A 20,635-nucleotide genomic window follows, 5' to 3' on the forward strand; every position below is an offset into this window, starting at 1 on the left:
GTAGCGATTCAACATGGAACTCGGCTAAGATAGCGGCAAGATTCCAATCCTTTGCGGTTCTTGTGCAGGCCACTGCTGCGATTCGCCGTGGCATCTGACTGCATAGATTGCTTTCTAAAACTTATGGCTAATACGTCACATCTCCCTCTAACGGGCCCGTTTGAAGTGCGTTCCGAACCGGCGGCCAAAGATCTCCGGACCATGCCATCGAATGGCAACCGCGCATCAGCGGAGACGCAGCAGCCTGAAAATGGTTTCGTCGGCACCCGCAAGCTGATTCGTCCCTCGCTTGCACAGCATGCCCTGCGTGAGCGGCAGTTCCACCAGCGCAACAATCCGGTCGTGCTCACCCGCTCCGTCTCTTCAGGGGCCGCCGCCTCATCGGAGCACGACAGCTCACACGCCGAAGCTTTCTACTTTCAGAAGCAGGTGCAGACGCAGACGCTGATGGCGTTCGTACTCGAAGACGGAGAGCGGATCGAAGGTTATATCGAGTGGCATGACCGCAACGTCATCAAGGTACGCAACGGCCACCGCATCCTGATCTACAAAACCTCAATCAAATATCTGTACAAGGTCGGCGAGAACCACACCTAGACGGCAATCGCCGCTTTCCTCAGCCGGTCTCGAATGGCGATGCCCACACCCTCATCGCGAGGCAGCGGGCAGAGGATTGTCGTCACGCCCTGCGCATCGAGCCAGCGAAGACCTGCGAAAAGCTTTTGAGCCAGGTCTTCAGGTCTGCTCCAGTTGCCCCACGGAAAGACCGTCGCTTCGATCCCGACGACGCTTTCCGCGAAGGCATCGGGCAGCAGCAGACCCAGCTTCACGCGCTCTTTCGCAACTTCCAGAGCCAGGCGCCCGAACGCCATCCGTTGCACAAGGCCCGTACCATCCACCAGCATCACGCGTGCGCGCGGGGCGTAATGGCGAATGCCGATTCCGGGCGACGGCAACGCTTCGGGCTCCGCTTCGAGCTTCTCCTCTCGATATGCCTCGGCCTGCGGAGAGATCTTCCGTATCTGCTCCAGCGTAACCACACCGGGGCGGTAAAGGATGCAGCGGTCGCCTTCGATGCCCACCACGGTCGATTCCAGCCCATGGCTGGTCGCTCCCCCGTCCACAATCGCATCGATACGTCCGTCGAGATCCTCTATAACATGCGCAGCCTCTGTCGGGCTGATATGCCCGAATGTATTGGCGCTGGGTGCAGCGATCGGCAGACCGGTTTCACGGATCAGTGCGGCGGCGACAGGATGCGCAGGCATGCGCACCCCCACCAGCGGACGCCCTGCCGTGACCGCATCCGGCACCTTCGCCGTGCGTGGCATCAGAAGCGTCAGAGGCCCCGGCCAGAAAGCATCCATCAGCTTTGCAGCAACTGCGGGAATTTGCGCCACCAGGTCAGCAAGCATCTCCCTGCCCATTTCCGGTCCTGCCACGTGCACAATCAGAGGATCCCAGCGCGGTCGCTGCTTTGCCGCAAATATCTTCGCCACCGCTTCGGCGTCGAGCGCATTTGCGCCCAGGCCGTAGACCGTTTCGGTCGGGAACGCAACCGTCCCACCACTGCGTAGAATCTGTGCGGCCTCTGTGATGGCTGCAGCATCTGTTTTCAGGCGAAGGGTCTTCATCCGGGTCCTCATTATTATCTCCGCAGATGAGCGCTTTGCCGAATCGAGCGCGGCCACAAACATTCGTGCATACTGGAATCGCATGACCGGGCATGTCGAAGATTTCTACAGTGATCTTGCGGAACATTACCACCTCATCTTCGAGGATTGGGAAAGATCGATCGAACGGCAGGCGGACATTCTCGGTCCCCTGGTTGAAGAACGCATCGGACCGGCACCGCTCAGAGTCCTCGATTGCTCCTGCGGCATCGGAACCCAGGCACTCGGACTCGCCCGCCGCGGCCACAGGCTCACGGCCACCGACATCAGCGAAGCTGCTATAAAGCGCGCAGAACGAGAGGCCCGGAAACGGGAACTCGATATCCGCTTCCACGTAAACGATATGCGGAACCTGTCACTCGCCCCTCAAACGGCGTTCGATGTGGTGCTGGCGGCCGACAACTCCCTGCCGCACCTGCTTTCGGACACGGACCTGCACGACGCTTTGCAAAGCATGGCTGCCTGCCTCAGGCCCGGCGGCCTGTTCCTGGCCAGTATCCGCGACTACGACAAGCTGTTGCGCACGCGGCCCGATATCCAACCGCCCGCCTTTTACACCAGCGAAGATGGGCAGCGTCGCATCGTTCACCAGCTCTGGGATTGGAAAGAGAACGAGTACGAACTTCATCTCTATCTCACCTGGAGCAAAGAAGGACAGTGGGTTTCAAAACACTATGCCACGCGCTATCGGGCCATCAAGCGAGCGGAGATGGAGAAACACCTGGACTCCGCCGGTCTGCGCCGGATTCAATGGCTCATGCCCGAGGAGACGTCCTTCTATCAGCCCATCGTGCTTGCGGTAAAGTAACGCTGGGCACTCCCTGCAGAGCGATTCTGAGCCGGAAGTCCATAGGCCTATACTGGATACATGAGCGCAGTCGAAATCGAGGTCAAGTTTCAGGTCACCGACGCAGCGGCACTGGAAGCAAAACTTCGCACCATCGGGTTCCATCTCGACACCCCGCGCACCTTTGAGCGCAATGTACTCTACGACACGCCCGACCGCAGGCTCCGTTCCGAACACGCAATTCTGCGCATCCGCCGATACGGCGAGCAGTGGGTGCTGACCCACAAATGCATGCCAAAGGATAACGATCCCGAGGCCCGCCACAAGCATCGCGTGGAAACCGAGACCCGAGTGTCCGATGGTGAGGCACTCGGCGCTGTTTTCGAGCAGATGGGATTCGCTCCCGCCTTCGCCTACGAAAAATGGCGTACGGAATACGCCGATGCCACCGGCCATTGCGTGATCGACGAAACCCCGATCGGCACCTTCGCCGAACTCGAAGGCCCCGAGGAGTGGATCGACAGTAAGGCAGCGCAGCTTGGCCTGGAACCCGATCAGCTTAGCACCCTCAGCTACGGACGGCTTTTTGAGCAATGGCGTGAGCGGACAGGCAGCGATGCAGCCGATCTGACCTTCGCCGCCATCGGCAACGCCACATCCTTGTAGAACCCTCTCAAGCTTTTTATCTTTTCAGCCGATAGGCCCATCATCCGGCGGATTTTTCCGCTCTGCGAGGTGTGCCTTGAATTCCAGAAAATTTATAAACCGGTCTTACGAGGCCGGCAGCTTCCTGTCTTTCGTTTTGCTCTGCGCGCTTTTCCTGCTCAGCCTGCCCGCGAGCGCCGAGGATCGTAAAGTCGCTCGCCGCGTTCCCCCCGTCTATCCCGAACTTGCCCGCCGCATGCACATCACCGGCTCTGTACGAATTTCGGCCAATGTTGCCGCCGACGGCAGTGTGACGGAAGCCAAGGCGGTCAATGGCAACAAGATGCTCTCTGGCGCTGCGGAAGATGCGGTGCGCAAGTGGAAGTTCGTCCCGGCTGACGCGCCGAGCACCGTGGACATCGATGTGAACTTCGAATCGGTCAACTAATTTCTCAAAAATCCCCTGAAGGAAACCACACATCATGTCCCTGATGGATTCGCGCCTGTCGTACAAACTGCGCCTCAGCACAATTATCCTGCTGGGGTCTGTGCTGCTCGGCTCGCTTGCCGCATATCTCAAGATGCGGCAGGTGAGCGGCCTCTCCGATGAAATTGCCAGCAGAGGACTCCCTGCCCTTTCGCAGATCCGCGAGCTGCGCTCCTCGGAGATGGGAGCCACGGCAGCGCTCGAATCCTACGTCCTCTTCGGAGCGGATTCTTCCATGGCGCAGCGCTACGCTGCGGAAATTGCCGGTTACCGGGCCCAGACCCATGCCACGCTGGACAAGATCGCCACGCTTCGCCAGACCTACGTCCGCACCATCGGAGCGGAGCGGCTGGATGCGCTGGTGAGCCAGTACAACAAGCTGGAGACGGTGCAGAACGAGGTGCAGCGGCTGGCCGTGGGCCAGGGCAGCGACGGGACCAGCAAGGCGTTCGACCTGCTGCAGGGCCCGGCCGCGCATGCCAATGCCGACCTGGTCAAGCAGGTCAATGAGGTCGCGGCCAGCCTGACCACGACCACCGATGACGAACTGAAGCAGGTGCTCGCGATCAATCGCAATGAGGCCATCGTGCTCTGGACGGCCATCATTCTCGGCGGCCTGATCGGCGCAACCCTCTCGGAAATGACAACGCGGCGCATCGTCCGCTCCATCACAATGGTCGCCGACCGCTCGCAGACCATCGCCGAGGGCGACCTCACCGGCGAGCCCCTGCACATGGACTCGAACGATGAGATCACGAGCCTGGCCGGCTCCATCAACCGCATGCAGGACAACCTGCGCGAGATGATCCGCACCATGATGGAGATCTCTTCCACCGTCAGCGAGGACTCGGCAAAGCTCAGCCGCTCGTCGAACGACTCCTTCCGACGCATCAAGGAGCAGAGTCTGCAGACGCAGCAGGCGGCCGCTGCCATGCAGGAGATGTCGATCTCGATCGCTGAGGTCTCCCGCCACGCTCAGAATGCAGCCGTCAACTCGAAGCAGGCCGCTTCGACCGCCCGCGAAGGCGGCTCCATCGTCGAACAGATGCTGTCGAGCATGCAGTCCATCGCCGACTCGGTTCGCAACACCGCCGCTACCGTGCAGCGCCTCGGCAAGGAGAGCGAGCAGATCATCCGCATCGTCAACGTGATCGAAGAGATCGCCCAGAAGACGAACCTCCTTGCGCTGAACGCCGCCATCGAAGCCGCCCGTGCGGGTGAGCAGGGACGCGGCTTTGCCGTGGTCGCCGGAGAGGTCCGCCGCCTCGCCGAATCGACACGCGACGCGACCAGCGAAATCGGCCAGATGGTGAAAGGTATTCGCGAGCATACCCGGAGCGCCGTCGATGCGATGGAAGCCGGCACCCACACCGTCACCGAAGGCGTGGAAACCACGAATCGCGCGGGCGAAGCACTCAACCGCATCATCCAGATGGCCGACCAGGTAGATGCGATGATCGCGCAGATCGCCACCGCCTCCATGCAGCAGGCCGAGGCGGCACGGCAGTCGAGCGAGAGCGTGGACACCATCAACCAGCTCGGCGAAGAGAGTGCCGCTTCGATCCCGGCTACCAACAACATCGTCGAGTCGGTCGAGCAGGGCTCGAAACGCCTCGAAGATCATATCCGCAAGTTCCGCCTCGAAGACAGGCAGCCGGTACCCCGGACGGCGATTGTGCCCTCAGGGTTCGGACGCAATCACGCCACCGCTTACGGCGACTAACTCCCTTCCCCAAACAAGCAAAAGGGCGGAGCCTTACGGCTCCGCCCTTTTGCTTGTTTCACACTCGATTATGCTTCATCGATGCCGTGGCACTTCTTGTACTTCTTGCCCGATCCGCAAGGACAGGGATCATTCCGGCCTACCTTTTCACCCGTCCGGCGCTGTGCACCCGAGGGGTCGGAGGAATTGCCGCTTCCCGCCATGCGCGCATGTTCGAGCTCTCGCTCCTTCTTGCGCTGGAAATCACGCTCGATTGCATCGATGGTCGTGCTCGCGCCCGGATCGCGCAGAGGCAAAACGGGCGGAGCCGAATGGTGCCCATTCGCTGGCTGTACCGGAGCGTCCAAAACAGGTGCCGGGGGAGCCGCAGGCACTTCCGCGCGCGGGCGCGTCGGGATCGCCACCGGCTGGCCGTCCGGCCCGACAATCTGCATGAGGAAGAGATAGCGGACCGTGTCTTCCTGGAAGCGGGCCATCATCTCTTCGAACATATCGAAGGATTCCTTCTTGTAGGCCACCAGCGGGTCCTGCTGCGCGTAGCCGCGCAGGCCGATTCCCTCTTTCAGGTGGTCCATGTTGAGCAGGTGATCCTTCCAGAGACCGTCGAGCACGCTGAGCATGATCATCCGCTCGTGGAAGCGCATTCCCTGCTCGCCGATGAACTGCTCCTTGGCGAGATAACGATTCTTCAGGTTGTCGAAGATGGTCTCGCCCAGCTCATGGCGAGTCAGCTCGTGAGGATCGATGCCCTCTGCCGCAAGGTCCAGTCCGAACTGTTGCACGAGCTTCGTCTTCAACCCTTCGATGTCCCACTGATCGGCATGGACCTTTTCGGGCGCATGCTCGTCGAGAAGGTTGCTGATGATATTGGCGACGTAGTCCTCGATAATCAGCTCGCGCTGATCGAGGCCTTCGAGCAGCTGGTGGCGCAGACCGTAGACGGCCTCACGCTGCTTGTTCATTACGTCGTCGTATTCAAGCAGGTGCTTGCGAGCTTCGAAGTTGTTGCCTTCGACCTGTTCCTGCGCCTTCTCGATGCGGCCCGAGATCATGCGCGACTCGATCGGCACGCCTTCTTCCATACCCATGCGCTGCAGGAGGGTCGAAACCCACTCCTTCGCGAAGATACGCATAAGGTCATCTTCGAGCGAGAGGTAGAAGCGCGAGGCTCCGGGATCGCCCTGACGGCCGGCGCGGCCGCGAAGCTGGTTGTCGATACGGCGCGACTCGTGACGCTCAGTGCCGATAATGTGCAGGCCACCGGCGGCGATCACCGCGTCATGTTCCTTCACCGCGTTGGCGGCAAAGGTAGCAAAGGCGCGATCCCAGTTGTCCTGGGAAGTTTCAAACTCCTGCCCCTGGTAGTAGAAGCGGGTCATGCCGGGCGCTGCCATCGGGTTGATGGCGCCCTCGGCCACGCTGACCGAGCGTGCAAAACCGCGCTTCACCAGGTCCTGTTTCGCCATGAAGTCGACATTGCCGCCAAGCAGAATGTCGGTTCCGCGGCCGGCCATGTTGGTGGCGATGGTGACCATTCCGAGACGGCCCGCCTGGGCGACGATCTCTGCCTCGCGCTCGTGGAACTTGGCGTTGAGCACGACGTGGCGCACGCCCTTGCGCTGCAGGATCTGCGAAAGCAGCTCCGACTTTTCGATGGACGTAGTGCCAACCAGCACCGGCTGCTGCTTTTCATGCAATCCGGCGATCTCGTCGGCCACAGCAAAGTACTTTTCCTTGGCCGTGCGGTAGACAACATCAGGATTTTCGATGCGCAGCATCGGCTTGTTGGTCGGAATGACGACGATTTCGAGCTTGTAGATCTTGTCGAATTCGGTCGCTTCGGTTTCCGCCGTACCAGTCATGCCCGAGAGCTTCTTGTACAGGCGGAAGTAGTTCTGGAAGGTGATGGTGGCGAGCGTCTGGTCTTCGCGGCGGATATTCACGCCTTCCTTCGCCTCGACGGCCTGGTGCAAACCGTCGGACCAGCGGCGGCCTGGCATCAGGCGGCCCGTGAACTCGTCGACGATGATGACTTCGCCGTCCTTCACCACGTACTGCACGTCGCGCTTATAGAGGTTGTGCGCCTTGATTGAGACTTCGACGTGGTGCTTCAGGTCCCAGTTCTCGACGTCGGCAATGTTGCCGATGCCGAGCAGGCCTTCGATCTTTTCCCAGCCTTCGTCGGAGACGGTGATGGTCTTATGCTTTTCATCGACGACATAGTCGCCGGTCAGGAACTTCTCTTCGCCCTTTTCGATCTCCTCGCCCTGTTCGAGCGACGGAATGATGCGGTTGACGCGGACATACTTATCCGTCGTCTGGTCGGTCGGGCCGGAGATGATCAGCGGCGTACGCGCTTCGTCGATCAGGATCGAGTCCACTTCGTCGACGATCGCGTAGTAATGGCCGCGCTGCACGCAGTCGGCCAGCTCGAACTTCATGTTGTCGCGCAGGTAATCGAAGCCGAACTCGTTGTTCGTTCCGTAGGTGATATCGGAGGCGTACGCAGCGCGGCGCTGGTCGTCGCTCAGGTCATGGACGATCACGCCCACGGTCAGCCCAAGGAACTCGTAGATCTTGCCCATCCACTCGGCGTCGCGCTTGGCCAGGTAATCGTTGACCGTAACCACGTGGACGCCGTGCCCGGCGAGCGCGTTCAGGTAGCAAGGCAGCGTGGCGACAAGAGTTTTGCCTTCTCCGGTGCGCATCTCGGCAATCTTGCCCTGGTGCAGCACCATGCCGCCGATCAGCTGGACGTCGAAGTGCCGCATCTGCACAATGCGGCGTCCGGCTTCGCGAACAACCGCAAAGGCCTCGGGCATAATCTCGTCGAGTACCTGCTTCTCAGCGGCCCGGCGTTCCTCGACATCTTCAATGCCTTCGAGCGCAGCGGCTATGCGAGCCCGGAATTCGGTGGTTTTGGCGCGAAGCTGCTCATCAGTAAGCTGCTGCAAACCCGGCTCAAACGCTCCGATGGTCTGGATAAAGGGCAGCAGGCGCTTCACGGCGCGTTCATTACTGGTTCCGAATACTTTAGCTAGAGTGCTACCGATCAAAGCGTAATTTCCTCACGATACATTCTAAACGCTGGCAGGAAAGTGCGCTTTACAGGTTGGTTTCTGTCGATCGGGGATGCTTCCTGTCGACTTCGTGAGTCTGCAGGCGATGATCCGCGCCTCCCGATGCAAGCCACGATTCGTCTCGCATCACGCTCAATCCACATCCGGCCTTTACCGACAGGTGAAGAAAGCAGAAGGCCGCCGCTGTGGCGGCTCTCTGCACTTGAACTACTTCTTGTCAGGTACTGCGTACCCTCCCTGCCAGGTCCCCGACTGGGGTCCATTCGGCGTGTGGACTGTGACCGGTATGCCATAGCTGCCTGGTGGTTTGCCGTCCGGCGTTTCGAACTGCTTCCCGTCCTTATCTGTAAACGACATAGGAATGTCCTCGCTTTCGGGTGCTGAGTCACCACGTTTTATGGGGCCGACTTACAAGAACAGTCTCAGGACCGGAATCTTAACGCCACTCCACCGTCGCCGCAGATTTTTTTTCGCGCTCCCAAACCCATAAATCAGGCACTGCGCTTAAAGCGCGAATATCGCCCGATTTTTCATCACTTTCGTAGAGAAGACTCTGATATGAGGTTTCGCGGTCGATTTCACAGACTACTTTGCTCGAGGATGCGTCCGGTCGTAAACCTCGGTCACCTGCCCCACTGTCAGCTGCGTATACCGCTGCGTGGTCGAAAGCCGCTCGTGGCCGAGCAGTTCCTGGATGGCCCTCAGGTCTGCGCCTTCTTCGAGCATGTGCGTGCCGAAGGCGTGACGAAGCGTGTGCGGGTGAACGTCCGCCGGCAGCCCGTTGGCCTGCGCTACATGCTTCACGATGCGTCCGACGCTGCGGGTGGTGAGGCGTCCGCTGCCTTTCACGCGAGCGCTGATGAGCAACGCTTCTGTACCGAGCTTTCCCGCTGCCTTTAACTTTTCTTCGCGCTGGGGAAGGTAGGCTCGTATCGCCTGCGCCGCTGCATCGCCCAGTGGAACATAACGCTGCTTTTTCCCTTTGCCGCGCACCAGGATCGCCTCATTCGCCCAGCTGAGATCGGCGAGGTCGATACCCACAAGTTCGGCATTACGAATTCCGCAGCCGTAAAGGAGCTCGAAAATAACCCGGTCGCGGTCCGGCCATGCGGCCGACTCTTCTGATGGAGAGTCGATAAGGCGGTTCATCTCTTCGATCGTCGGCACGCGGGGCAGATGCTTCGGCAGCTTTGGCGTCGCTACCAGTGACGCAGGATTCTGCTCGACGTATCCGCGCCGCGCCAGCCATTTGAACCATGAACGAATCGCTGCCAGGGCGCGCGCCACCGAAGCCTTCGATAGTCCCCTGCCGTACAACTCCCCGAGATAGGCGCGAATATGCGGATGCTCAAAGCGAGATACAGCAAAGCCCGCACCCAGCTTTGCGACGGAGAATTCTGCAAAAGAGTGCAGCTCGCGATCATAGGCGCGAACTGTGTGCGGAGACGCCGCCCGCTCGTTCTCGAGCGCTGCGAGGAATTCATCGACCCGTATAACGATCTCAGGCTTCGCGCTCAATCTGCTTTTCTCCGTGCCCGAGGGTGGTGCTCGCGATGCACCGACTTCAGCCGTCCCAGCGCGAGGTGCGTGTAGACCTGCGTGGTCGAGATATCGGCGTGCCCGAGAATGGTCTGGACAGTGCGCAGATCGGCTCCATGCTCGACCATGTGCGTGGCGCAGCTGTGCCGAAGCATGTGCGGACTGGCGTGGTAGTCCGATGATTTCACCAGCTGCCAGATCCACTGTCGCGTAAGCGGACCACCGCGCACCGACAGAAAAAGTTTGCTGGACATCCGGCCTTTCCGCTCAAGCACAGGGCGGCCACGCTTCAGATAGCTTTCAAGAGCTTCTACCGCAGCCCGTCCTAACGGAACGATGCGTTCCTTGTCTCCCTTGCCGCGAACCAGCGCTCGCCCGGCCTCAAGCGACAGATCGGCAACGTTAAGCTCCGTCAGCTCAGAAACTCGCAAGCCCGCAGCGTACAGCAACTCCATGATCGCGCGATCACGCAGCGCGATCGCATCCGCCTCGGGGTGCTCCGCAGCCATGTCGAGCCGTTCCATCATCTCGCTCACTTCTGACTGCGCCAGCGATTTAGGCAGCACCTTCCACGACGAAGGCGACTCGAGGTTGATTGTGGGGTCACGCTGAATCCGCTTGTCGAGCAGCAGCCAGCGATAAAACCCGCGCAGGCAGGAAAGCTTGCGCGCCGCCGAACGAGATTCCACACCGTGACGCCGAAGATGTTCGAGAAAACCGGAGAGGCTTTCGTGCCGTGCCTCAGTCAGAGGCAGATTCTCGCCCTCGAGATACTCCGCAAACTGCAGCAGGTCCCGCTCATAGGCCTCGCAACTCAACGGACGCAGCCCTTTCTCCACGCGCAGGTAAGTGACGTATTCGCGCAGCAAAGCGGAATTGCCGGAGTTCTCCATCTGCATTGATTATCGCGGGAGGCGGAAGAAAGCTTTCGAGATGGAACCTGGATAGTGACCTGGGACAGCGGACGTTCGGTCAGCGTTGAGGCGGGGTAGCCGCCCTTCTGCCTACAGCAATTCCGCTGACCTCTATGGTGCTGACCGCTCTTACGCAGCTCTCGATTTACTTTCCCGTTATACAAATCCGATAGGAATCGCGCACAATAGAAAAGATCAGGAGTTTACGAAGTTGACCACTGCACATATTGCGCCTGCCCACTACGACGCTGCTGAATTTGAGGACGCTGTTCTCTCCATGTCTCCAACCGTTGCCGTTTTCGATTGCGACGGCACCATCTGGGGCGGCGACGCCGGCTATGGATTTATGGTCTGGTCGATCGAGCACGGTCTCGTCTCACGCAATGCTTCGGACTGGATCGACTCACAATATCGCCTGTATCTCGCCGGCGAGGTTTCTGAGATTCAGATGTGCGGCGAGATGACGCAGCTCTACGCTGGTCTCGCTGAAGCAGAAATCCGGAAGGCTGCGGCTGATTACTTTCGCGGACACATCGAAGCACACATCTTCCCTGAAATCAGGGATTTACTTGCAAAACTGAAAGCAAAAGGTGTGGATCTCTGGGCTGTCAGCTCCACCAACAACTGGGTGATTGAAGAAGGTGTAAGCCGCTTCGGAATTCCTGCCAACCGGGTACTATCTGCTCGCGTCGAGGTGGTCGACGGCAAAATTACCAGCAAGCTGACCGATGTTCCCAGCGGCCCGGCCAAGGCAACGGCCCTACAGAATGCCGGGGTCCCGCATCCCGATGCCGTCTTCGGCAACTCCATTCATGATGCCGCCATGCTCGACATTGCCCGTAAGGCCTTCCCGGTCAACCCCACACCCGGCCTGCTCGAGATCTCGGGCGCCAAAGGCTGGACGGTGTTTTATCCCGAAGCGGTTCTGGCCGACACCAAGCTCTAGATGAAGATCATCTCGCTGCAACCCAGCGTCAGCGTCATTCTCGACCGGTTGGGTTGCCTCGATTCCCTCGCAGCCTGTACCCGCTATTGTCTCGATGCTGTTCCAGCGCTCCGTGATCGCGGCCTGCCTGTCATTCACGACTCGTGGTCAACGAAGACCGAGGAGCTGCTGCCCGTCGCCGCCGATATCGTCATCGCCTCCGTTCCCTACCGGCAGGAATCGCTCACTGCCATCCTCAAGGCCGGGATGCCGGCGCTTACACTCTCCCCGCGCAACCTCGCTGACATATATAAAGACATTCGGCTGATTGCGTCGATCGCAGGCGTCGCCGAACGGGGCGAAGCTCTTGTGGACGAGATGCAGCAGCAGATTGCCGTAATCGCCGAACGCGCCGCAGCCGCGCCACACAGGCCTATCGTTCACTGCGAAGAATGGGGCAAGCCGGTCATTCATTCCCAGCTCTGGGTAGCGGAGCTGGTCGAACTGGCAGGCGGACGCTTTGCCGGGGAGCCCGGAGCGCGCACCACCGCTGAGGCCGTCGCGGCACTCTTACCCGATGTCATGATTGCTTCCTGGTGCGGCGCCGGAGCGCGCGTGCCGCTTGAAAAGATCGTCGAACAACGTTGCTGGAACGACCTGAACGCGGTGAAAAATGGGCAGGTCTACTGCATCCTCGACGAGCTGCTTAACACACCCGGACCGAATCTTGTTGACGGACTGCGGGCGCTCGCCCAGGCCATTCATCCTGAGATCTTTAGTGCTCGGGAAGGCACATTCGGTCGACAGTTGGATCGTTTTTCTGCTCAATGCGTCTAAACTGTAGAGAGCATGGGAGAAACCGTCGAGCAAAACGCGGAAGCCAACGGCGCCAAGACAATCCGTTATGTCGCCGCTGCCCTGATTCTGCGCGGAGACGAGGTGTTCATCTGTCAGCGGCGCCCCGACCAGCCTATGGCGCTCAAGTGGGAATTTCCCGGCGGAAAGCTTGAGCCGGGCGAGACCGCAGAACAGGCGCTGGTTCGCGAGTTGCAGGAAGAACTTGGCATCACCGCGCGGATCGGCCCAAGCGTCATCAATGTCCGCCACACCTACCGCAGCGGCGGAGCTGTAGATCTCCAGTTTTTCGCCGTGCATGAGTTTGAAGGCGACATTCAGAACATCATCTTTCACGATGTCCGATGGGTGCCGTTGCGCGAGCTGACTTCCTACGACTTCCTCGCCGCCGACCGTAACCTGATTCGAGACCTGGCCGCAGGCAAGCTGCTATAACGCCCAGATTCATCGACTTACCGGCTATTCTGAATCCTATGGTCGTAGATTTTCATCTGCTCCACAACCAGATGGTTGGCTTTTTCGAGAGCCTCCTGCGTGTTCGCATCCAGCTGGTTCCAGAACCGGAAAACCTTTTCAGTCTGAATCGATGATTCCTTGATCGATCCCTGGTCATCGACCATTGCTGCCATCAGCAGCGTCACCGATTTCTCATGGGGATTGATGAGGGCACGGCGAACCCGGTACCCAATCGAAATACATTCGTTCAGATGATCTCCGTCTCCAAGCCCCCAGTTGATCATGTTGGTGCGGCAGGCTGCCGGCGACTTGTAGAAGGTAAACATGGAGAGTTTGTACGTCCCACGATCACGGTATTCCGGATAGTTCAGGCTGAGCCAATCGGAGCTGGAGACGTCGGGGATGTAGATCTGCACTTCCGGATCGGAAACAAGGAGTAACGGCGTCGTCCACGACTGGGTTTCATCCAGGACCTGGGCCGGTTTGCCAAAGCTGCCACGTTGCACGACCTGCTGTGCGCAGGAAGGCTGCGATGAGGCGCACAAAAGGGTAACGATGATGCCTAGAAATCCTGTCCGGGTACGGTTCAAAAACATTGAAAATCTGGTCTCCGATCGTGAGAATGACCAATCTAACGTCAACGATTGCGCGCGTCTCAGAAATGACGCGGAAGCGGCGTATTTCATTCACTGCCCGGAATCTCAGCGACGCAAAACGTCTCCCGCACGGGCGGAAGCGGCATTTTCCAATGATGCCTGTTTGACAGGCTAATCGATGCGCAGCGCCTGCACGGGTTCGATCTTCGCCGCACGCTGCGCCGGCAACCATGCAGCAAACATCCCCATGCATGCCACCACAGCACACACCCCGGCGAGTACCAGGGGATTGCGCGAGGCGGTTCCATAAAGCATGGTCCGCAGCATGGACGCGAAGGCCAGAGAAGCCACAAGGCCGATCGCGATCCCGGCCGCTAACAGCAAGGATGCATCCCGCAATACCATGCGAAGCACCGAGGCGCGCTGCGCCCCCAGGGCGAGCCGTACCCCTATCTCCCGAGTCCGGCGCGAAACCGAGTACATCATCACTCCATACAGACCCACCGCTGTCAGCATCAGCGCCAACGCGGCGAATGCGCCCAGCAGCACCATTGCAAACCGTGGCTGTGACAGCTGCAGGCTCATCAGCTCCGGCATGGTCCTTACATCGGTGATGGGAATGTCCTGGTCCATCGCAGTCACCAGCCCACGCATCGAAGGCTCAAGGCTGAGGGGGCTGACCTTCGTACGCACCACGGTTGCCAGGCAGCACCAGCTCGGAAACTGGGCCGCGGGCAGATAGTATGCGGGATTTGCCTCAAGTTGCGTCATGGAGCGGCGGACGTTGCCTACAACACCCACAATCTCACGCATGGCCGGACCGCCGGTTCGATCTTCACCCGCGCCAGGTTTCAGCTTCCAGCCGATGGGGTCTTCCCCAGGAAAATACTTTTCCGCGAACGCCTGGTTAATCAGCATCACCGGCGTAGCCGTCAGGGTGTCTGCCTTTTCGAACTCCCGTCCCTTCAGGATTGGGACCTGCATGGTGCGAAAGTAGTCATCCGAAACGATCGATATTTCAGCGGTAGGCCTCTCACCTGGCTGTGTGGGCTGCTCGGGGTTTTCAAACGTTACATCGGCCTCGTCATTCGTCATCGGCAACATGATCGCGCCACCCGCTGAATACACTCCCGGTAATGCACGCAGCCTCTGGAAATATTCAGCGTAGAACTGTTCGCGGTTCTTCGAATAACGGCTGTCAGGAGTTTCGAATCGAAAGGTCAGCAGATGGTCGGGCTGGAAGCCGATATCCTGATGCATCAGCTTTACAAAGCTGGCAATGAGCAGGCCTGCTCCGGCTGAGAGCACGATGCCGAGAGCGACCTGGCCAACAATAACAGCGGAGCGCAGCCGGTCGCGGCCCGAAACATTCGACACGCCGCCCGTTTTCAGGGCAGGCACAAGATCCGGATTCGATGCCTTCCAGGCAGGAACCGTTCCGAAAAAAAGTCCCGAAACCACCGTCAGCAACAGGGCGAAGGCTAGCACCTGCAGGTTGACGCCCGCATCCATGGCTCTCGGCACGCTATCGCCGATCAGGCGCAGCACCACAGGCGTGCAGAGAAATGCCAGGATGCATCCGGCTATGCCTCCAGCCGTGCTCAGTACCAGGCTCTCCATCAGCAATTGCTGCAGAATGCGGGCGCGGCCTGCGCCGAGTGCCGCACGCATGGCTATTTCGCGCCTGCGATCGCTCACCCTGGCCAAAAGCAGGTTGGCGATATTCCCGCACGCGACAAGCAGAACCAGGGAAACCGCACCCAGGATCACCACGATCATGGTCTTTGTATCTCCCAGCACGGCATCCAGCTCCAGCTCCACCCGTGCCGAATTGTGCTTGGTGTTAGTGCCGGGATACTGCTTTGCCAGCTGGGCCGCCAGTGCTTTCATCTCCTGGTCAGCCTGGGCCAGCGTCACGCCGGGAGCCAGGCGGCCGATCGCGTTCAACCAGTGCATGCCGCGGTTGCTCACACCGTCACCGCCAGGCGTGTCGTCAACGGCCAGCGTAGTCCACACGTCTGTCTTCGGAGCGGTAACGGGAAAGCGGAAGTTCGCGGGCATCACGCCGATTACGGTAAAGGTATCTCCGCTCAGCTGGACAGTGCGGCCCAGGACTGTCTTGTCCGATGCAAACAATGACTTCCAGAGACCATTGCTGAGAAGCACGACACGCGTTCCGCGCTTCTCTTCCTCGTGTGTGAACCCTCGACCAAGGACGGGCTGCACGCCCAGTGCAGGCAGCAGATCCCAGGATGTGACCTCAGCGTCCACCCGTATCGCCCGCCTCACGCCTGTCAGCGTGTAACTGGCGTCGTGGTAGGAAACCAGATTGGAGAAGCTATGGTTGCGCGAGCGCCAATCGAAGAAATCAGGATAGGAGAGATTGCTCGTGGAGACGCCTCGATCGGAGATAGAACCTGCCTGAACCAGCCGCTCGGGATGCAGATACGGCAACGGACGCAATAACACGGCATCAACCACACTGAAGACCGTCGTATTTGCGCCAATGCCCAGCGCAAGCGTCGTAATCGCGACCAGCGCGAAGGCCGGCGAACGTCGCAGGGTGCGCAGTGCGAATCGCAGATCCTGCAAGAGACTCTCCATCCACGGCAGCCCTTCTTCGCGATGGCATTCCTCCCGCACCGCCTGCACTGAGCCAAACTTCAACACTGCCTGCCGCCGGGCCTCCTCCGTAGACATGCCCGTCCGCACATTTTCTTCCATCTGCATATCGAGATGAGCCGCTACCTCTTCCTGAAGCCGCCTGTCGATGCGGCGATTGCTCACAAAGTTCAACACGCGGGTAAAGAGGCGATTGATGGCTCTCATCACAGGCTCTCCGGTTTCACGGTCAGAAACTTCTCCATGATTTCGGTCGTCAGCTGCCACTCATCCAGTTCGACCTGGAGCTGCTTCTTCCCGGCCTTCATGATCCGGTAAAACCGGGCACGCCGATTGTTCTCCGAAACGCCCCAATCCGAAGCGATCGCACCCTCCTGCTCCAGGCGCAGCAGAACAGGGTAGAGTGTGCCTTGATTCACCGATAGCAGATCGCCGCTGATCTGCTCGATGCGCCTGGCGATGCCATAGCCGTGCAGCGGGCCCATCGCGTCGAGCGTTTTCAGAACCATCAATGCCAGCGTTCCCTGCTTTACATCCGTTTTCTGCTTCACCGTTTACCCCATTTGCTTTCCAACAGGAGAGTGACACATCTCCTCTTGGAAAGCAACAGGAATGTTGGGCAGCTCCGCTTCGACTGAGGGAGAAGCCGGCTTGCAGCACACCTTACAGATGCGTCATCCAAAACGGTATGGCTTTTTCTCACACGCTCCTGCGGGCCCTTGAGACCTGCCGCCGCCCTCATTCGATCTTTCATCACCATTCCGAAAAGCTTTTCATCCGGCAAAATCTTCCCGCCGTATTTCTTTTTCTTGGACTGATCGCCCTCGGCTCTGCTGCTGCACAGGCTCAGACGCCGGACACTATCACCTTCACGAATGGCGACAAATTGACCGGAAAGATCGCCAAGGCGGGCGACGGCTCTATCAGCTTTCACAGCGACGTGCTCGGAGATATCACGATATCCCTCGCGAAGGTCGCTTCAGTACAAACTGACAGATCCTTCGCGGTAGGAGAGAAAGGCATCCCTCTGCATCGCAAAACCGTAGCCGCACAAGTACCGATGGGAAAGGTCGAGATTGAGAACAAGCAGTTGAGCGTGACGATTGCGCAGGACAGAAAGCAGTCTTTTCCGGTGGACGAGCTACGTTTCCTGATTCCAGCCGAAGACTTTCAGCGGGAGCTGAAGGAGGAATACAACTTCCTTCATGGCTGGACCGGCTCGGGCACAATCGGCATAAGCCTGGTGCAGGCTACCAATAGCGCACAGACCTACACCGGCACCGTGGGGCTGACGCGTTCCATTCCAACCACTACCGGCCTGCCGCCCGTAAGCAAGACGACGCTAAACCTGAGCGGAACATACGGACTGGCCAAGGACCCGACCATCATCTCCGGCGGCCAGGTTTACCAGACTGCCTCGATCACAAAGACCGACATCCTGCACGGCGATATGGAGTACGATCGCTATTTCTCGCGGCCCATTTTCGGGCTGGTGAATGCAAGCGTCGATCACAACTTCGGCAATGGTCTGGAGTTGCAGGAGGCGTACGGCGGAGGCATTGGCTGGAGTATTCTGCGAAGCCCCGCAAACAGCCTCGACGTCAAGGCTACCTTGCAGTACGAGAAACAGTCCTTCTACAACAATGTAACCAGCGGTCTCGGCACTCCGGATGAGAATCTCATCGGCGCCACGGTTGGCGAGAACTGGAGCCGCACATTCGTGCACAACATCAAGTTCACGGAAAGCGCCACCGTCATGCCTGCATTTAACGTGGTACAGGCAAGTTCAGCCGCGGCCAGCGCCGGATTTGTCTTCCCCGTCTACAAGAAGCTGAGCTTCAGCGTAACCTCGACAGACAATTATCTCGGCGATCCTCCAGAAGGCTTCCTGCGCAACACCTTCCAGTTCACAACTGGTCTCACATACACCTTTAAGTAGAACGAAAGGCAGGCCACCAGCGCCTGCCTTTTTCTTTCTGCATGTGCCAATCTGCCACTTCTCGTCTATCTTGGACTGTATCGAAAACAGCTCATTCTCTTCATAACCAGAACAGGGCCGGACGATTCAACGCAGCCGGCCATCGTAACGAAGGAGCATCTGATGCAGCGCCGAACCTTTGTGAAGTCTGCCGTTGGGGCAAGTCTATATGCCGGAAGCTCGTTGCTTGGCTTCGCCGGCTCTCCGGAAAAAGCAACTCCATACCCGCCTCTGAAACCGATGGCCATCGGCCTGCTCATCAAGCCATCGGAAGGGCCGGAGGAGAAAATCTCGCAGGTAAGCAAGCTTGGCCTGGACAACTGCTTCCTGTCGCTCGATGACTACATAGGAAAGTTCACGCCACAGCTTGCGCAGGAGCTTCGCGGGCTTCTGGACAAGTATAAGGTCGTCCCGACAACGGCCGAGGTTGTCGGCCCTGGTCCGCTCAAATGGAACTTCCAGGAGGGGCCGTCCACTATCGGTGTCGTCCCCCAGGCAACACGGGCAGCCCGCATCGACGCACTGCGGCAGGTCTCTGACTTCGCGAAACTGCTGGGTATTCGGCAGATTCAGACGCACTGCGGCTTCATCCCCGAGAATCCCAGGGAGCCTCTCTACGAAGAAGCCGTTGCAGCCATTCGCCAGGTTGCCGATCATTGCGCGGGCAACGATCAGCACTTCCTGATGGAGACCGGACAGGAGACACCCATCACCATGCTGCGGGCTCTGCGCGATGTCAACCGGCCCAACCTTGGCGTGGGACTCGATACTGCCAATCTGATTCTGTACGGCAAGGCCAGCCCGGTCGAAGCCGCGGAGATACTGGGCAAGCACGTGCGCAGCATCCACGCGAAGGATGGGAAATGGCCAACCAATCCCGATGAGCTTGGCGAAGAGGTACGCATCGGCGAGGGTATTGTGGATTTCGCGAAGGTGTTCACGTTACTGAAGCAGGTGGGCTATACCGGCGCGGTCACGATTGAGCGTGAGATTTCAGGAGCTCAGCAGATCGAAGATGTTCGCAAAGAGAAGGTTTATCTTGAGAACGTCCTGGCAAAGATTTCAGCATAGGTGAGGGCAATGGACAGACGCAGATTTCTGAGTGGATCGGCAGCGGCAACCGGACTGCTGCTATTGAAACCGAAGACGGTTTTTGGATACGAAGCAAACTCCAGGGTGCGGATGGGGCTTCTCGGCTGCGGACGGCGCGGGACATCCGTCGCAAGTTCGTTCGTAAAGAATACCGACGCACATCTTGTCGCGCTGGCGGATATTTTCCCCGACCAGCTTGCCACGGCGAAGACCCACTTCGATGAATTGAATACCTCGGTCGGCAAGCCCACGATCGATCCGAAGCTTATGTTTCGCGGTTACGATGCCGTTCATGAGCTGGCGGCTTCGGGGCAGGTGGATGCCATCCAGATTTCGACACCACCGTGGTTTCATGTCGAGCACCTCGAGGCTGTCGTGAACGCAGGCAAGCATGCCTACTGCGAAAAGCCGGTTGGCGTCGATGTTCCGCAGTCGCAGCGTGCGCTTGAAGTGGCACGCAAAGTCGATGGCAAGGTCAGCATCGATGTCGGCTTCCAGATCCGCAGCGCTCCGCCGTTCGTCGAGCTTGCACGTCGTATTCATGAGGGGCAGATCGGCAGGATTGCTTCCATCCGTGCACATTACGACGCGCCTACCGCAAGCTATCCCGACCGCCCTGGCCTGAGCGCCGATGAAGCACGCCTGCGTCACTGGCTCTGGTATAAAAACCTTTCCGGCGACATCCTGCTTGAGCAGAACATTCACGTCATCGACGTCTGCAACTGGATGATGGGCTCGCACCCCATCCGCGCCTACGCAAAGTGCAGCCGCAAGGTGCTCAAGAATGCAGGCGATATCTCCGACAACTACGAAGTGATTTTTACCTATCCCGGAGACGTGGAGATGAGCTTTACCTCCACGCAGTTCAACATGAACGGCTTCTTCGATGTAGGCGAGACACTGTTCGGCGATAACGGACTCGCAGAAGCCCCCTACTCAGGCAAGCTCGGCATCACCGGACCGAATGCGTGGACATGGTCAGAAAAAGACAGCGCCGCTCAGCCAGCGAAGTTTGCAGCCGACGGTTCCTTCACTGACAATCTTGCGCTTGCCGACCCGATGAAGGACAAGGGCTTCATCGAGAGCATCACATCGGGCAAGTTTCACAACCAGATCGCTGCCGGCGTGGAAGCAGCAAGAAGCTGCATGATGGGCCGCCACTCCGCAAAGCTGGGCCGCGAAGTCACATGGGAAGAGACCGGGCAGTTGAAGGAAGAATATCCGCTCGGCCTCGACATCAAGCAGTTCCGCTAGACAGCGTTG

The 20,635-nt window shown here is 59.1% G+C and carries 19 protein-coding genes; 11 read left to right on the top strand and 8 right to left on the bottom strand.

Annotation, left to right across the window (positions count from 1 at the left end; translation table 11 throughout):
- The first annotated feature begins 201 nt into the window (after positions 1 to 201).
- A complete protein-coding gene (locus LJD29_RS20620) occupies positions 202 to 597 on the top strand; it encodes a hypothetical protein (RefSeq protein WP_446743461.1) in 396 nt (131 codons plus the stop codon).
- On the opposite strand, the gene LJD29_RS20625 is transcribed toward LJD29_RS20620, so the two are convergent.
- Entirely contained in the window at positions 594 to 1,634 is a 1,041-nt protein-coding gene (locus LJD29_RS20625; RefSeq protein WP_446743462.1) for an L-threonylcarbamoyladenylate synthase, read from the bottom strand. The two genes, LJD29_RS20620 and LJD29_RS20625, sit on opposite strands and share 4 nt — an antisense overlap.
- A gap of 82 nt (positions 1,635 to 1,716) precedes the next feature.
- Between LJD29_RS20625 and LJD29_RS20630 the strand changes: the two genes are divergently transcribed.
- The 4 genes from LJD29_RS20630 (at position 1,717) to LJD29_RS20645 (ending at position 5,315) form a co-directional block, all read left to right on the top strand.
- Positions 1,717 to 2,481, top strand: a complete 765-nt coding sequence (locus tag LJD29_RS20630; RefSeq protein ID WP_446743463.1) for a class I SAM-dependent methyltransferase — start codon at positions 1,717 to 1,719, stop codon at positions 2,479 to 2,481.
- A 60-nt stretch (positions 2,482 to 2,541) separates the two neighbouring features.
- On the top strand, positions 2,542 to 3,126 hold the full coding sequence (locus tag LJD29_RS20635) for a class IV adenylate cyclase (protein ID WP_446743464.1): 585 nt from the start codon (positions 2,542 to 2,544) through the stop codon (positions 3,124 to 3,126).
- Between the two features lie 76 nt (positions 3,127 to 3,202).
- Positions 3,203 to 3,553, top strand: a complete 351-nt coding sequence (locus tag LJD29_RS20640) for an energy transducer TonB (RefSeq protein ID WP_446743465.1) — start codon at positions 3,203 to 3,205, stop codon at positions 3,551 to 3,553.
- A 34-nt stretch (positions 3,554 to 3,587) separates the two neighbouring features.
- Positions 3,588 to 5,315: a methyl-accepting chemotaxis protein gene (locus tag LJD29_RS20645; protein ID WP_446743466.1), complete on the top strand. Its 1,728-nt coding sequence runs from the start codon at positions 3,588 to 3,590 to the stop codon at positions 5,313 to 5,315.
- 68 nt (positions 5,316 to 5,383) lie between these two features.
- Here the strand turns inward: LJD29_RS20645 and secA are convergent, their stop codons facing one another.
- The 4 genes from secA to LJD29_RS20665 all read right to left on the bottom strand — a co-directional run bounded on the left by secA (position 5,384) and on the right by LJD29_RS20665 (position 10,827).
- Positions 5,384 to 8,371: a preprotein translocase subunit SecA gene (gene secA, locus LJD29_RS20650; protein WP_446743467.1), complete on the bottom strand. Its 2,988-nt coding sequence runs from the start codon at positions 8,369 to 8,371 to the stop codon at positions 5,384 to 5,386.
- 231 nt (positions 8,372 to 8,602) lie between these two features.
- Positions 8,603 to 8,752: a hypothetical protein gene (locus tag LJD29_RS20655; RefSeq protein WP_446743468.1), complete on the bottom strand. Its 150-nt coding sequence runs from the start codon at positions 8,750 to 8,752 to the stop codon at positions 8,603 to 8,605.
- A 228-nt stretch (positions 8,753 to 8,980) separates the two neighbouring features.
- Positions 8,981 to 9,913 (bottom strand): tyrosine recombinase XerC, encoded by a 933-nt coding sequence (locus LJD29_RS20660; protein ID WP_446743469.1) that lies wholly within the window; start codon positions 9,911 to 9,913, stop codon positions 8,981 to 8,983.
- Positions 9,910 to 10,827: a tyrosine recombinase gene (locus LJD29_RS20665; protein WP_446745914.1), complete on the bottom strand. Its 918-nt coding sequence runs from the start codon at positions 10,825 to 10,827 to the stop codon at positions 9,910 to 9,912. Before LJD29_RS20665 ends, LJD29_RS20660 begins: the two co-directional genes overlap by 4 nt.
- Positions 10,828 to 11,059: 232 nt before the next feature.
- Between LJD29_RS20665 and LJD29_RS20670 the strand changes: the two genes are divergently transcribed.
- From LJD29_RS20670 to mutT, 3 genes are read left to right on the top strand one after another with little or no spacing between them, the layout of a single operon-like run.
- Positions 11,060 to 11,794 carry an HAD family hydrolase gene (locus tag LJD29_RS20670; RefSeq protein WP_446743470.1) on the top strand — a complete coding sequence of 245 codons (735 nt, stop codon included), beginning with the start codon at positions 11,060 to 11,062 and terminating at the stop codon, positions 11,792 to 11,794.
- Positions 11,795 to 12,610 (top strand): ABC transporter substrate-binding protein, encoded by an 816-nt coding sequence (locus tag LJD29_RS20675; protein ID WP_446743471.1) that lies wholly within the window; start codon positions 11,795 to 11,797, stop codon positions 12,608 to 12,610.
- Positions 12,611 to 12,622: 12 nt separating this feature from the next.
- Positions 12,623 to 13,063 (top strand): 8-oxo-dGTP diphosphatase MutT, encoded by a 441-nt coding sequence (gene mutT, locus LJD29_RS20680; protein ID WP_446743472.1) that lies wholly within the window; start codon positions 12,623 to 12,625, stop codon positions 13,061 to 13,063.
- A gap of 17 nt (positions 13,064 to 13,080) precedes the next feature.
- Here mutT and LJD29_RS20685 read toward each other — a convergent pair whose 3' ends face one another.
- From LJD29_RS20685 to LJD29_RS20695, 3 genes are all read right to left on the bottom strand, one after another.
- Positions 13,081 to 13,680 (bottom strand): hypothetical protein, encoded by a 600-nt coding sequence (locus tag LJD29_RS20685; protein ID WP_446743473.1) that lies wholly within the window; start codon positions 13,678 to 13,680, stop codon positions 13,081 to 13,083.
- A gap of 171 nt (positions 13,681 to 13,851) precedes the next feature.
- Positions 13,852 to 16,509 (bottom strand): ABC transporter permease, encoded by a 2,658-nt coding sequence (locus LJD29_RS20690; RefSeq protein ID WP_446743474.1) that lies wholly within the window; start codon positions 16,507 to 16,509, stop codon positions 13,852 to 13,854.
- Positions 16,509 to 16,853, bottom strand: coding sequence for a PadR family transcriptional regulator (locus LJD29_RS20695; protein WP_446743475.1), 345 nt, complete (start codon positions 16,851 to 16,853; stop codon positions 16,509 to 16,511). The genes LJD29_RS20690 and LJD29_RS20695 overlap by 1 nt, the downstream gene beginning before the upstream one ends.
- Positions 16,854 to 16,990: 137 nt before the next feature.
- Between LJD29_RS20695 and LJD29_RS20700 the strand changes: the two genes are divergently transcribed.
- From LJD29_RS20700 to LJD29_RS20710, 3 genes are all read left to right on the top strand, one after another.
- Positions 16,991 to 18,241, top strand: a complete 1,251-nt coding sequence (locus tag LJD29_RS20700) for a DUF481 domain-containing protein (protein ID WP_446743476.1) — start codon at positions 16,991 to 16,993, stop codon at positions 18,239 to 18,241.
- A 162-nt stretch (positions 18,242 to 18,403) separates the two neighbouring features.
- Entirely contained in the window at positions 18,404 to 19,351 is a 948-nt protein-coding gene (locus tag LJD29_RS20705; protein WP_446743477.1) for a sugar phosphate isomerase/epimerase family protein, read from the top strand.
- A 9-nt stretch (positions 19,352 to 19,360) separates the two neighbouring features.
- On the top strand, positions 19,361 to 20,626 hold the full coding sequence (locus tag LJD29_RS20710) for a Gfo/Idh/MocA family protein (protein WP_446743478.1): 1,266 nt from the start codon (positions 19,361 to 19,363) through the stop codon (positions 20,624 to 20,626).
- The last annotated feature ends 9 nt before the right edge of the window (positions 20,627 to 20,635 follow it).

This window comes from Silvibacterium acidisoli, from assembly GCA_022870745.1.
Lineage (GTDB): Bacteria > Acidobacteriota > Terriglobia > Terriglobales > Acidobacteriaceae > Silvibacterium.